This is a genomic window from Minwuia thermotolerans (genome assembly GCF_002924445.1).
Classification (GTDB): Bacteria; Pseudomonadota; Alphaproteobacteria; order Minwuiales; family Minwuiaceae; genus Minwuia; species Minwuia thermotolerans.
In genome coordinates this window covers 16,041-28,945 of record NZ_PIGG01000014.1, presented here as the reverse complement: position 1 = coordinate 28,945, position 12,905 = coordinate 16,041, and the positions used below count along the sequence as shown (strand labels likewise).

Annotated in this window: 13 protein-coding genes; 9 read left to right on the top strand and 4 right to left on the bottom strand. The window is 67.3% G+C overall.

Annotated elements, in window-relative coordinates; all coding sequences use genetic code 11:
- Nucleotides 1-7: 7 nt before the first annotated feature.
- From CWC60_RS02480 to CWC60_RS02470, 3 genes are all read left to right on the top strand, one after another.
- Nucleotides 8-1,069, top strand: a complete 1,062-nt coding sequence (locus CWC60_RS02480; protein WP_109792483.1) for a COX15/CtaA family protein — start codon at nt 8-10, stop codon at nt 1,067-1,069.
- Between the two features lie 64 nt (nt 1,070-1,133).
- The gene (locus CWC60_RS02475; RefSeq protein WP_109792482.1) at nt 1,134-1,601 is read left to right on the top strand and encodes a PaaI family thioesterase; all 468 of its coding nucleotides are present in this window, start codon (nt 1,134-1,136) and stop codon (nt 1,599-1,601) included.
- A 32-nt stretch (nt 1,602-1,633) separates the two neighbouring features.
- Complete coding sequence (locus CWC60_RS02470; protein WP_109792481.1) at nt 1,634-2,839, top strand: MFS transporter; 1,206 nt, start codon at nt 1,634-1,636, stop codon at nt 2,837-2,839.
- 3 nt (nt 2,840-2,842) lie between these two features.
- Here the strand turns inward: CWC60_RS02470 and CWC60_RS02465 are convergent, their stop codons facing one another.
- Genes CWC60_RS02465 through CWC60_RS02450 form a run of 4 tightly spaced genes read right to left on the bottom strand, consistent with a single transcriptional unit; the run spans nt 2,843 to nt 7,049 of the window.
- Nucleotides 2,843-3,313 (bottom strand): PaaI family thioesterase, encoded by a 471-nt coding sequence (locus CWC60_RS02465; protein ID WP_109792480.1) that lies wholly within the window; start codon nt 3,311-3,313, stop codon nt 2,843-2,845.
- A 2-nt stretch (nt 3,314-3,315) separates the two neighbouring features.
- Nucleotides 3,316-3,807 (bottom strand): class I SAM-dependent methyltransferase, encoded by a 492-nt coding sequence (locus CWC60_RS02460; RefSeq protein ID WP_109792479.1) that lies wholly within the window; start codon nt 3,805-3,807, stop codon nt 3,316-3,318.
- A gap of 10 nt (nt 3,808-3,817) precedes the next feature.
- The gene (locus CWC60_RS02455; RefSeq protein ID WP_109792478.1) at nt 3,818-4,294 is read right to left on the bottom strand and encodes a cyclic nucleotide-binding domain-containing protein; all 477 of its coding nucleotides are present in this window, start codon (nt 4,292-4,294) and stop codon (nt 3,818-3,820) included.
- Nucleotides 4,295-4,322: 28 nt separating this feature from the next.
- Nucleotides 4,323-7,049: an ABC transporter ATP-binding protein gene (locus CWC60_RS02450; RefSeq protein ID WP_164516328.1), complete on the bottom strand. Its 2,727-nt coding sequence runs from the start codon at nt 7,047-7,049 to the stop codon at nt 4,323-4,325.
- A 184-nt stretch (nt 7,050-7,233) separates the two neighbouring features.
- Here CWC60_RS02450 and CWC60_RS02445 point away from each other — a divergent pair, with 184 nt between their 5' ends.
- From CWC60_RS02445 to CWC60_RS02420, 6 genes are all read left to right on the top strand, one after another.
- A complete protein-coding gene (locus CWC60_RS02445; RefSeq protein WP_109792476.1) occupies nt 7,234-8,451 on the top strand; it encodes a glycosyltransferase family protein in 1,218 nt (405 codons plus the stop codon).
- A 66-nt stretch (nt 8,452-8,517) separates the two neighbouring features.
- Entirely contained in the window at nt 8,518-9,261 is a 744-nt protein-coding gene (locus tag CWC60_RS02440; RefSeq protein ID WP_109792475.1) for a phytanoyl-CoA dioxygenase family protein, read from the top strand.
- Nucleotides 9,261-10,043 carry a TylF/MycF/NovP-related O-methyltransferase gene (locus tag CWC60_RS02435; RefSeq protein ID WP_109792474.1) on the top strand — a complete coding sequence of 261 codons (783 nt, stop codon included), beginning with the start codon at nt 9,261-9,263 and terminating at the stop codon, nt 10,041-10,043. Before CWC60_RS02440 ends, CWC60_RS02435 begins: the two co-directional genes overlap by 1 nt.
- Nucleotides 10,044-10,054: 11 nt before the next feature.
- Complete coding sequence (locus tag CWC60_RS02430; RefSeq protein WP_109792473.1) at nt 10,055-11,257, top strand: glycosyltransferase; 1,203 nt, start codon at nt 10,055-10,057, stop codon at nt 11,255-11,257.
- The gene (locus CWC60_RS02425; RefSeq protein ID WP_109792472.1) at nt 11,257-12,339 is read left to right on the top strand and encodes a glycosyltransferase family 4 protein; all 1,083 of its coding nucleotides are present in this window, start codon (nt 11,257-11,259) and stop codon (nt 12,337-12,339) included. Before CWC60_RS02430 ends, CWC60_RS02425 begins: the two co-directional genes overlap by 1 nt.
- Complete coding sequence (locus CWC60_RS02420; RefSeq protein ID WP_109792471.1) at nt 12,327-12,902, top strand: histidine phosphatase family protein; 576 nt, start codon at nt 12,327-12,329, stop codon at nt 12,900-12,902. Before CWC60_RS02425 ends, CWC60_RS02420 begins: the two co-directional genes overlap by 13 nt.
- Nucleotides 12,903-12,905: the final 3 nt, after the last annotated feature.

Genomic DNA, 12,905 nt, shown 5'->3' with positions numbered 1-12,905 from the left:
TCCCTTCATGAGCACAATCATCGATTCCGGAGCCGGGGTGCGCGCAGACCGCGACCAGCGCGCGGTGGTCCTCTGGCTCTACGCCGTGGCCGCCCTCGTCTTCGTCATGATCGTCGTCGGCGGAATCACCCGGCTGACCGAATCGGGTCTTTCCATGGTCGAGTGGCGGCCCGTCACCGGCTGGCTGCCGCCCCTGAGCGAGGCGGCCTGGCAGGCGGAGTTCGAGAAGTACAAGGCCTTCCCCGAATACCAGAAGGTCAATGCGGGGATGAGCCTGGCGGATTTCAAGACAATCTACGCCTGGGAGTTCGCCCACAGGCTGCTTGGCCGGATCATCGGACTCGCCTTCTTTGCGCCTCTGGTGTTCTTCCTGGCGACGGGACGGATCCGCCGATCCCAGGCGCCCTGGTTCATCTTCCTGCTGCTGGCGGGCGGCTCCCAGGGTGCGCTCGGCTGGTACATGGTCCAGAGCGGCCTGATCGACAATCCGGACGTCAGCCAATACCGGCTGGCGGCGCACCTGTTCCTGGCCTTCGCGATCTACGCCCTGCTGATCTGGACCGCATGGGCGCTGCGCGGCCGGGGCGCCGCGCCGCCCGCCGTCACGGCGGGCTTCCGGACGGCGGCGACGGTTTTTGGCGTTCTGGCGGCTGTGCAGATTGTCATCGGCGCCTTCGTGGCCGGCACCAATGCGGGCTTTGCCTACAGCACCTGGCCGACCATGGATGGCGACCTGATCCCGCCGTACATGTTCGACACCTCGCCCTGGTGGCTGGCGGCGTTCGAAGACGTCACGACGATCCAGTTCCTGCACCGGACCGTCGGCTATCTGATCGCCGCCGCTGCGGTCTGGCTGTTTTTCGCCGGCCGCCGCATCGGGCGACCTGCGCGTTCCGCGGCAACGGCGGCGCTGCACCTCGTTCTGATCCAGATTGTCCTGGGCATCGCCACCTTGCTGATGGTGGTGCCGGTCTGGCTGGGGGCGCTGCACCAGGCCATGGCTGTGCTGGTCTGGACTGCCGCCGTTTACGCCCTGCGCATGGGCTGGACAGGCCGCCGCCCCGCGTGATCTGGACTTTCCCTCCGCCCGCGCCAGTTTCCGTTCCCGTAAAGCAGTGAGGGAACGAAACGCCATGAACGAGCGGCCGAATTTCGCCGGGTTGAGCGGACTGGAGGCGATCCGCGCCATGATGGACGGCGGACGTGACATCGCCAGCATCGGGCGGACCCTGGATTTCACCCTGGTGGAAGCGGATTTCGGCAAGGCTGTCTTCGAGGCCCGTCCGAGCGAACGGCATCTGAATCCCAACGGTATCGTCCACGGCGGCTATGCTGCGACGCTGCTGGATTCGTGCACCGGCATGGCCATCCAGTCGGCCCTGCCGGCGGGCCGTACCTTCACGACGCTGGAGCTGAAGGTGAACTATATCCGCGTGATGGCCCATGACGGCAGCCCCGTGCGCGCCACCGGGCAGACCATTCATGTCGGCCGCACGACGGCAACGGCGGAGGGCCGCATCACTGACAGCCAAGGCCGGCTGCTGGCGCACGCCACCACGACCTGCCTGATGCTGGAAATTCCGTCGCCGCGCGACAGATAACCGGCCAGTTCGCGAACGAAGGGGAAAAGCACATGACGGGGGCAACGGCGCGGCCACTCTGGCTGATGATCTTGGCGGCGGCGCTGATCGTGTTCCTGGGCATGGGCATGCGATCCACCTTCGGCCTTTTCCTTGAGCCGATCTCCAGCCAGATGGACTGGGGCAGGGAGATCTTCGGGCTCACCTTCGCCATCCAGAACATCGTCTGGGGGATGACCCAGCCCTTCGCCGGCGGCCTCGCCGACCGCTATGGCTCCGGCCGGGTTCTGTCGCTGGGCGGCCTGCTCTACGTCGTCGGCCTGCTGCTGATGGCGGAAGCGACGACGCCGCTGCTGATGCACCTGACCGGCGGCGTCCTGATCGGCCTGGCCCAGGGCCTGGCATCGATGAGCATCGGCATGGCGACGGTCGCGCGGCATACCCCGGTTCATCGCCGAACGCTGGCGATGTCGATCGTCACCATGGGCGGCTCCGCCGGGCAGCTGGCCATCTCGCCGCTCGCGCCGCTGTTCATCGGCAGCTACGGCTATGTCTTCACCCTCGTCATGATGGCGGCGGCGGTTGCGCTGATCATTCCGCTGGCCCTGCCGCTCGCCGGCCGGCCCCCCGCCTACACCGCCGGGCCCAGCCAGAGCTTCGGCGAGGCCATCCGCGAAGCCGGCGGGCATCGCGGCTACTGGCTGCTGATCGGCGGTTTCTTCGTCTGCGGATTCCATGTCGCCTTCATCGGCCTGCATCTGCCGGCCTATGTCGCGGATTCGGGGTTGGAGCCCTGGGTGGGCGGCGTCGCCCTGGCGACGGTCGGGGCCTTCAACATCGGCGGCACCCTGGCCGCCGGCGCGCTGGGCGACCGCTATTCCAAGAAGTACCTGCTCAGTTTCCTCTACTTCGCGCGGGCGGTGGCGATCCTGTTCCTGGTCCTGATGCCGACCACCGTCGAGGTTGTGCTGGTCTTCTCGGCCATGATCGGCGTGCTGTGGCTGTCCACGGTGCCGCTCACCACGGGACTGGTGGGCCAGATTTTCGGTCCCCAGTACATGGGCATGCTGGCCGGCGTCGTCTTCTTCAGCCACCAGATCGGCTCCTTCGGCGGAGCCTATCTGGGCGGCATGCTGTTCGACGCCACCGGGTCCTACGACATCGTCTGGTGGATGAGCATCGCGCTGGGCATTCTCGCCGGCTTGGTGCACTGGCCGATCGACGAGCGGCCGGTCGTCCGGCCGGCCGCCGCCGCCTGAGGTTCAGCCGCCGCGGCCGGCCTTTCTCGCGGCGTCGATCCTGTCGCGCCGCGTGACCCGCGCGGTGGCCGAGGCGCGTATCAGCAGCTTGCCGTCGCCGTCGAACAGCGAGCCCTCCAGGAAGGCGACCGACTTGCCCAGGCGCAGCACCTGGCCCTCGGCCTCCATCGGCCCGGGATAGCCGGCGTTGAGGAAGCTCACCTTCAGTTCCAGCGTCGGTACGAAGACGGCGAAATCCGCCATCGCAACGCAGGCGATGGCCATAGCCTCGTCGACCATGGCGGTCAGGAAGCCGCCCTGGATGACGCCCAGCGGATTGCAGAAATCCGGCTTTGCCGTATAGCCGATGCGAGCGTAGCCGCGATCGGGATCGACATCGATCGGCCTGAACCCGAGCAGTTCCGTCGCCGGCGCGAGCGGTCGGCGCTCGAGAATCTCCAATACGCGCCGGGCGCGGTCCTGGACGTCAGTCATGGTCACTCCGTTGCGATGGACAGGTGGTAGCGGCCTGCAGCCACCCCGTCGGGCAGGGGCGCGGTATGCAGGCGCGGATCCTCGAAGGGCTGGTCCGAAAGCAGCACGGCGCCCGGGCGCATCAGATCGACGACCGCGCCGGCGATGGAACGGGCCAGCGCCAGGCTGGCCGCCTTGTCGCCGGTGCCGATATCGGCATGGACCAGGGCCGCGGGTTCGCCCATGCGCGCCATGGCGCCGGGCAGTTGCTCGGTGAAGTCGCCCAGAAACAGATCTGCCGCCGGCGGCACGCAGTCCGGCTGGGCCCTGACCTCGCGTTCGAAGACGAAGATGCGGCGCCCGGGCAGCAGTGTCCTGAGGTGATCGTAGGTCCGGCCATTGCCCAGGCCGAGTTCCAGCGCCGGCCCCGGCAGGTCAGCGATCATGGCCGCGGCGGCGTCGAGACAGGCGCGCTGCGCCTGCAGCCGCTGGATGAAGGAATCGAGGCGGGACATGGGGCGGGAATCAGCCGCCCTGATGTTCGCGGACTTCGGCGAGTTCCTTCTGCGTCAACTGCAGGTCCCGCGTGGTACGGTCCAGACGCGCCGCGATTTCGCGCATGATCTCGATCGACATCTGCGGGAACTCCGCGACCAGGCGGTAGAACAGGTCCGTGGTGATGCGCAGCGTCGTCAGCTCGGTGGTCGCCTTGACGGTCGCCGTGCGGGGAATATCGCACAGGATCGCGATCTCGCCGAAGAAGCTGTTCTTGTGCAGCTGCGCCACGGTAAGCGGCCCGGCGGGCAGGTTGACGATCACGTCGGCGTCGCCGTCGACGATGACGTACATGCTGTCGCCGCGTTCGCCCTGTTCGCAGATCACCTGACCCGGCTGGAACACCAGGCGCTCCGAGGTGAAGGCGAGCAGCTTCAGCTTCGACTGCTCCACCTTCTGGAACATCGGAATCTGCCTGAGCAGTTCGACTTCTTCATTCAGGCTCATAGGGTCGGTCCTCCCCGAACGCCGGTACTCAGGCGGCCTCGTTGTCGATCATCTCGCGCAGCGCGGTGCCGTCCTTGCTCAGTTCCTCGTACGACCCGCTCTCCACGACCTTGCCGCCCTTGACGACGATCACGTGATCGAAGCGTTCGGCCATCGCGGCGCGGTGCACGCCCCAGATCAGGCCGCCGCCCTCGAAGCGCCGCAGCAGTCCGTCCAGGATGCGCGCCTGGCTGTTGCTGTCGAGCGAGGCCGTCGCCTCCGACAGGATCATCACGTCTGGACGCTTCACGACCGCGCGGGCCAGGGCCAGCCTCTGCCGCTGGGACGCCGAAAGCCGCGAGCCGCCGATACCGGCGTCGTACTCCAGCCCGACCTCGGCGACCGTGTCGACGATTTCAAGTTCCGCCATCAGCTGACGGATCAGCGCGCCGACCCTTTCCTGGGCCTGCGCCTGGCCGTAGGCGATCTTCCCGAACAGGATGTTGTCCAGGATGTTCGCGGCGGCATTGTATTCGTCCGGATGGAAGAAATCGACCGAACCCGTCAGATCGTCGGGCAGGTTCTCGGCGAAGGCCTTGCGCGCCTGAAGGATACGCTCGCGCACCGGTTCCGAGATGATGCCGAGACGATGCCGCGCCGGAATCAGCTTGAAGGGCAGGGACATCAGGCGGAGCTTCTCCTCCTCCCGCATGTCGTCGATCTGCTCCTTGCTGTACTGGGCCAGCAGGGCCTGGTACTCGGGCAGGTCGTCGGCCGAGATGAAGCTGAACTGCTGGAACAGTTCGTGGTCCGGCGGCAGGTCGGAGAACAGTTCCACCATGGTCGCCGCGGCCTGATAGCCCATGGCGATCATCTCGCGTTCCATGTCGACCTTGCGCAGCACCTCGCGGATGTACTCGTGTTCGGCCAGGTTCTTGACGTCGAAGGTGTCACCGACCGGGGTGCCGAAAAGCAGGTTCTCCGCCACCGTGGCGTTGGTGTTGTAGGTTTCGGGATCGTAGCGCTCGATCAGCGCCGCGACCTCGGGGTCCGACATTCGGTCCTCCAGCGCCGCCCGGGCCTTCAGGATGCCCTCGGCGACGTCGGGCTGCTTGTCGGGATCGATGCGCCCGCGCAGGCCGAACTGGTAGATGTCCTCGTCGAGCCCGACGACCTTCAGCGATTCGATGCCCTCGGCCCGCAGGCTCGCGAGGTCGCTGGCGCCGGCGGCGTCGTAATCGGTCCAGTCGGCGGCAGGGTCGTAGTCGAGGTTGCCCGACGCCCGCGCCTCGCGGAGATAGCGCTCGTGCTCGGTCTTTTCCTCGCCCTCATAGGCGTCTTCCGACCTCGGCCGGTGGCGCAGGCCGTAGAACAGGTTGTCGCCGAGCTTCATGTTGAAGATCACCGGCGCGCCGTCGACGAAGGATATGCGCCGCCCGGTGACGGCTTCGGGCAGGGTCGACAGGTCGTGCTCGCCATAGGCGATGGTCCCGCGGTCGGGATCCTCAAGGCGGGCGAGCAGCTGCAACAGTTCCTCGCGCCCGGAACCGCCGCCGCCGACCAGCGCGATCCGCTTCGTCAGCGCCGTCGTCGCCGAAAGACCGTCGATCAGGTTGTTGTTCTGCTCGTCGGTCAGGGTAACGCCGGACAGCTTCATGTCGCCCCGCAGGTGCGGCACCGTCTCCGGCTCCTCCATCAGCCGGTCGGCGGCCATCAGGCCGGCCGGCTGGAACTGTTCGACCACCTGATCGTACTTGATGCGGGCGTCCGCCTGGCGCTGGTAGTAGCCCAGCAGCTCCTTCCACGGCGCGCCGATCTCCTTGTGCGCGCTGATCGCGGCGAACAACGTGCCCAGATCCAGGTCGCCGATGATCACCAGATAGCCGCCGATGGAATAGAACATCACCGGGCCGAGCTGCTGGATGAAGTTGTTCACGAACTTGATGACGAACTTCCAGATGTAGATCTGGAGGCGCACCGTGTAGATGCCGTGCAGGTGGTGGGAGAAGTTGGCCAGTTCCAGGTTGGAGGTGTCGTTGGCGTGGATCTCTGTGACGCCGGTGACGCTCTCGCCGATCTTCTCGGACAGCTTGCGGACGCGGCGCACGCGTTCCTTGCCCATCATGTTCACGCGCTTCTGCAGCTTCGGGATGATGTAGAACTGCAGCGGGTACAGCGCCACGGCCGCCAGCGCCAGCTTCCAGTCCGCGATCAGCATGTAGCCCAGCGACATCAGCATGATGCCGCCCTGCATCACCGGCAGGGAGAAGCACTCGCCGACAAAACCGCCGAGCGGTTCGACCTCGGCGGTGATCATGGAGATCAGTTCGCCCTGGCTCACCTTCCGGAAGGTGCGGCGGGGAAAGCGGAGAATGCGGTTGAACAGGTTGTAGCGCAGGCGGCGCAGCATGCGCTCGGCGGTGACGCCGCGATAGACGTTCAGCGCGTACTTGATGCCCTGCAGCAGCAGGATGTTGGCCAGGAAGACGCCGACAAGGATGAACAGGAAGGTGACCTGATCGAATTCCGGGCCGATGCCGAAGACAGCCTCGGGGAAATCGATCGGCACCTTTTCCGTCTTGGTGGCGACCTCGCCGGCGGCGTTGGTCACCTCGCGCTCGACCTTGCGGAAACCCTGGATGCCCTCGTTGACGATGTTCTCGACAAGGGTGTAGCCCAGCAGGGTCAGCGGCATGTTGATCACAGCCATAGCCACAAGCACGATCTGCTGCTTGTAGCTGTACTTCAGAATGAAGCTGAAGACGTTCCGTTCCATCCGCTTCCCCTCTGATGCGGGCTGAGTGGCCCGCATCCGTACCCCTCCAGGCCATGCGCGCCACGCAACATTAGTTGACCGGACAGGCACCCACAATCTGTGACAGCCGACAATTTGATCATTTACGGTTCTTGCAACGATCTGGCATAGTCCGGCGAAAATCTGGGGCGTATCGGGGATTCGCATGGCTACAAGCCGTGGATCGCGCGTGCTGATTTACAGTCACGACACTTTCGGGCTGGGTCATCTGCGCAGATGCCGGACGATCGCGCATTCGCTGGTCGAGAACCACAAGAACCTGTCGGTTCTTATTCTCTCCGGCTCGCCGATCATCGGCAGTTTCGACTTTCGCGCGCGCGTCGACTTCGTGCGTGTGCCGGGTGTCATCAAGCTGCGCAACGGCGAGTACACCTCGCTGAACCTGCATATGGACATCGAGGACACGCTCGATCTGCGCGCCTCGATCATCCGCCACACCGCGGCCAGCTTCGATCCCGACATCTTCATTGTCGACAAGGAGCCGCTGGGTCTGCGCGGTGAGGTCAAGGCGACGCTGGAGATGCTGAAGAGCCGAGGCACGCGTCTTGTGCTGGGCCTGCGGGACGTCATGGACGAGCCCAAGCTGCTGGCGCCCGAATGGCAGCGCAAGAACGTCATGCCCGCGCTGGAGGATCTCTACGACGATATCTGGGTCTACGGCCTGCCCCAGATCTGCAATCCGCTCGAAGGGATGGAACTGACGCCGAAGGTGCAGTCCAAGATGGTCTATACCGGCTATCTGCCGCGCCGGCCCGGGACGGCCGCGTCTGTCTCTCTGCCGGAGATCACGCAGCGCCCGTTCCTGCTGGTGACCACAGGCGGCGGCGGCGACGGCGAGGGGCTGATCGACTGGGTGCTGAAAGCCTATGAAAGCGACCCGCTGTTACCCTATCCGGCGTTGCTGGCGCTCGGCCCGTTCATGCCGCCGGAACTGCAGGCCAGCTTCCACGAGCGCGCCGCCCAGCTGGAGCGCGTCGAGGCGATCACCTTCGATCCGCATTTCGAGAACCTTATGGCCAGCGCCGCCGGCGTGGTGGCCATGGGCGGCTACAACACCTTCTGCGAGATACTCTCGCTGGACAAGCGCGCCATCATCGTGCCGCGCCGCGTGCCCCGGCTGGAGCAGACGATCCGCGCCGAGCGCGCCGCCGAACTCGATCTGGTGCAGATGATTGCCGACGACGGGGAGCGCGACGCCGCGGCCATGGCGGCCGCGCTCAGGCGGATGCCGCGCCAGAAGCGCCCCTCCGAGGTGGTGGTTCCGGGCCTGCTCGAGGGATTGACCAACGTCAACCGCCTGGCCGAGCCTTGGCTGGTCCGCGCCAAGCCGCGGCTCAGCCGCGCCGAGCGGGCGGTGGGATAGCCGCCGCGACGTTCCGGACCCGGCAAGATGGTTTCCCGCACTGCCTAAAGTGATTAGATAGCCGCCATGGCAATCAACGATTTCATCGAACCCCAGGCCTTCGTGCCCGCCGAGCCCGGTCCGGGGCTGGACGCGGCGACCGCGGAAGCGTTCAACCGTGACGGCTATGTCATCCTGCGCGGCCATGTTCCGGCGGAGACGCTGGGCGCGATCCGCGCCGACGTGGAGGGTCTGGTCAGCCAGAACCACCGGTCGCAGAAGGACATCCATCTCAAATCCGCCGCGATAGAGAACGCGATGCGCTCCGATGTGGTGCAGGGCACGATCGAACGGTTCAACGGCCCCTCGGAACTGCTGCAGAGCTTCGCCTTCACCAAGCTGCCGAACGAGGTGCGTACCAAGCACTGGCATCAGGACGGCGTCTACTGGGGCCTGTCGGATTCCCGGGTCTGCTGCCTGTTCGTGCCCATGACGGCGACGAACGAGGACAATGGCTGCATCTGGTTCGTACCGGGCACCCACAGGCTGGGCCGGATGTACCACTGGGTGGCGACCGACGAGTTCGGTCTGGAGAACCTGGAATGCGACATGAGCGCCTTCCGCGAGCCGGTGCCGATGATCCTGGAGCCCGGCGACGCGGTCGTGGCGCACACCTACACCGTGCACGGCTCCTTCCACAACACCACTGACGAGCCGCGCATCAGCCTCGGGTTCCATTTCCGCCATCGGGACACCGAGCTTCGCCTGCCCGAGCCCTACCGCAAGGCCCGGGCGGCGCGCCTGGGGCGCAACCCCGCCACCGCCGCCTGATGTCCGCGAAACCGCTGAAAAAGCTTGCGCTGAAGTTCGGCTACGACTTCACCTTCCGCAAGCTTCCCCAGCATGCGCTGCGCAACCGCCAGATCAAGCTGCCGCGTGACGTCGAACCGGAGTTCGCCGAGATCTTCGCCCGCGTCGGCGATTACACGATGACCACGCCGGACTGCGTCTACGCCCTGTTCAACGCGACGCGTCACATCGTCGGCCTCGGTATCGAGGGCGAGTTCGTGGAATGCGGCGTCTGGAAGGGCGGCAGCGCCATGACGATCGCGCTCACCCTGAAGCATCTGGGCGTCACCGACCGCCGCATCCGCCTCTACGACACATTCGCCGGCATGACGAAGCCGGACCCGATCGACGTCCGCCAGCGCGACGGCTCCGACACGATCGCGCGCTGGGAGATGCAGCAGAAGGGCGATCACAACGAATGGGCCTATGCACCCCTCGATGAGGTCCGGCGCAACATGGCGGCGACCGGCTACCCGGCGGAGATGATCGACTATGTCGAGGGCAAGGTGGAGGACACGATCCCCGACCGCGCGCCGGAGGAGATCGCGCTGCTCAGGCTCGATACGGACTGGTACCAGTCGACCTATCACGAACTGGTTCATCTCTACCCCAGGCTGACGGCCGGCGGCTTCCTGATCATCGACGACTACGGCGCCTATGAGGGCGCGCGGCAGGCGACGGACCGGTATTTCGACGAGCATGGCGGGCGGCCCTTCCTGCACCGCATCGACACGGCGGCGCGGATCGCCGTCAAGGCCGGCTGAGCCGGCGCGCGATGGCGGGGCGCACGGCGTTCATCCTGAAAGGCTATCCGCGACTGTCGGAAACCTTCATCGCACAGGAGATCCGGGCGCTGGAGCGGCGCGGCCTCGCCATCGATATCTGGTCGCTGCGCCATCCGACCGACCAGGCGGTCCATCCGGTCCACGATGAGATCGAGGCGCCGGTCGCCTATCTGCCCGAGTATCTCAGGGAGGAGCCGGAAAGGGTTCGGCGTGCCATCGCTGCCTGCCGCGAGCTGCCGGCCTACGGCCAGGTGCTGAAGCTGTGGGAGCGCGATTTCGCCCGCGACCCGACCGCCAACCGGGTGCGCCGGCTGGGCCAGGCCTTCGTCATGGCAGCCGAACTTCCGCCGGACGTCGCCTGGCTGCACGCGCATTTCCTGCACACGCCGGCGTCGGTCGCGAGATACGCCGCACTGCTGCGGGGTCTGCCCTGGTCGGTCTCCGCCCACGCCAAGGATATCTGGACCAGCCCCGAATGGGAGAAGCGCGAGAAGCTGGCGGCCTGCGCCTGGGCCGTGACCTGCACAGGCGTGAACGCGGACCACCTCGCCGCGCTGGCGCCCGAGGGCCGGGTGGAACTGGTCTATCACGGCCTCGACCTGAATCGCTTTCCGCCGCCGTCCGCCCCGGCGAAGGCCGCGCCCCCGGTGATCCTCTCGGTCGGCCGGGCGGTGCCGAAGAAGGGCTATGGCGATCTGCTCGAAGCCCTGGCGCGGGTCCGGGCGCCCTTCCGCTTCGTCCATATCGGCGGCGGCGGCGAGATCGGAAAGCTGCAGGCCAGGGCCGCCGAACTCGGCCTCGCCGACCGCGTCGAATGGCGCGGCCCGCAGCCGCAGTCGGCCGTGCTGGCCGCCTGCCGGGAAGCGAGCCTGTTCGCGCTCGCCAGCCGCGTCACCGGCGACGGCGACCGCGATGGACTGCCCAACGTGATCGTGGAAGCGCAGAGCCAGCGGCTGCCGGTGGTCGCGACCGCCGTCTCGGCCATTCCGGAACTGATCCTCGACGGGGAGAACGGTCGTCTCGCCGCAGAAGGAGACGTTGCCGGACTCGCCGCCGCAATCGAGGAATTGCTGGCCGACCCGGGACAGGCGGAGCGCATGGGCCGCCGGGGCGAGGAGATCGTGCGACGCGATTTCGACCTCGACCGCTGCATCGGCCGGCTGGCGCAGCGTTTCGGGCTGGCGGCGGCGTGATGCGTATCGCCTTCTACGCGCCGCTGAAGCCACCCGACCATCCGCGTCCTTCGGGGGACCGGGCGATGGCGCGGCAGATGATCGCCGCGCTGCGCGCCGCCGGCCACGAGGTCTTCCTGGCCAGCCGGCTGCGTTCCCGGGAGGCGGCGGGCGACGCGGCGGCGCAGGGCCGCATCGTCTCCCAGGCCCGGCAGGAGGCGGCGATGCTGGCTGCGCGCCTGCTTGAGGATCCACCGGACCTCTGGTTCACCTATCACGTCTACTACAAGGCGCCGGATCTGATCGGGCCGATGATCTGCGAACGGTTGTCTATCCCCTATGTCGTGGCCGAGGCGAGCCATTCGGCACGGCGTCTGATCGGGCCGCACGCGCATTTCGCGCGGGCCGCGCTGGACGCCATCGCGCGCGCCGACGGCGTGCTCTGCCTGACCGCGCGGGACCGGGCCGGACTGGCTCGCATCGTCGCGCCGGAGAAGCTGTTCGACCTGACCCCGTTCGCCCCCCTGCGCGCCGGGCCGAGGCGGGAGGCGGGCCGGCTGCCGCGGCGGCTGCTGGCCGTCGGCATGATGCGCCCGGGCGACAAGCTGCATTCCTATCGTCTGCTGGCCCGTTCCCTCGCCGGCGTACGCCACCTTCCCTGGCGGCTGACCGTGGTGGGCGATGGCGTCGCCGCCCGGCATGTTCGCCAGGCCTTCGCACCGTACCGCGGCCGGGTGGATTTCGTGGGCGCGCTGCCGGCCGGACGCCTGGCGCGGGTCTATCGTCAACACGATCTGCTGGTCTGGCCGGCGGTCAACGAGGCCTATGGCATGGCCCTGATCGAGGCTTCGGCGCGGGGTCTGCCTGTGGTGGCGGGCAATGAAGGCGGGGTATCCGAGGTCGTCCGCCACGGCGTCAACGGGCTGCTGGTTCCGCCCCGCGACCCGGTCGCCTTCGGCCGTGTCCTGGCGCGGGTGATGACCCAGCGCGCGTTATACAGCCGTCTGCGTCAGCGTGGCTGGGGACATGCCGGCGCACGCCACGGCTTCGCCGCCGCCGCGGCGCGGCTCAACAGCATCCTGGGGCGGATATGCGCATCCTGATGATCCGCCACGGGCGCACGGACTGGAACGCCGGGCGCCGCATCCAGGGCCGGACGGACGTGCCGCTGTCCGCAGAGGGCCGCCTGGAGCAACGCGGCCACACCCTGCCGGCCGACTTCGCCGGCGCCCCGGCCTTTGTCAGCCCGCTCGGCCGGGCGCGTCGGACCGCCGAACTTCTCGGACTCGACAGGGCGCGGATCGAACCGCGGCTGACGGAGATGGATTTCGGCGAATGGGAAGGCCGTACCCACGCCGAACTTCGTGCGGACGACCCTGCGGGTCTGGCGGCGCTGGAGGCGAGGGGGCTGGACATGCGGCCGCCCGGCGGCGAAACCCCGCGCGAAGTGGGCGAGCGGCTGCTCGGCTTTCTGGCGGAACTGGACACGGACCGGGCCATTCTCGTCACCCACAAGGGTGTCATGCGGGCGGCGCTGGCCCGCGCCTGGGGCTGGGACATGACCGCCGATCCGCCGGAGAAGATCGACTGGTCGGCGGGACAGGTCCTCGATTTCGCGGCCGGCGCGTTGCGGCCCGTCACCATCAACCTGCCGCTCCGGCGATGACGG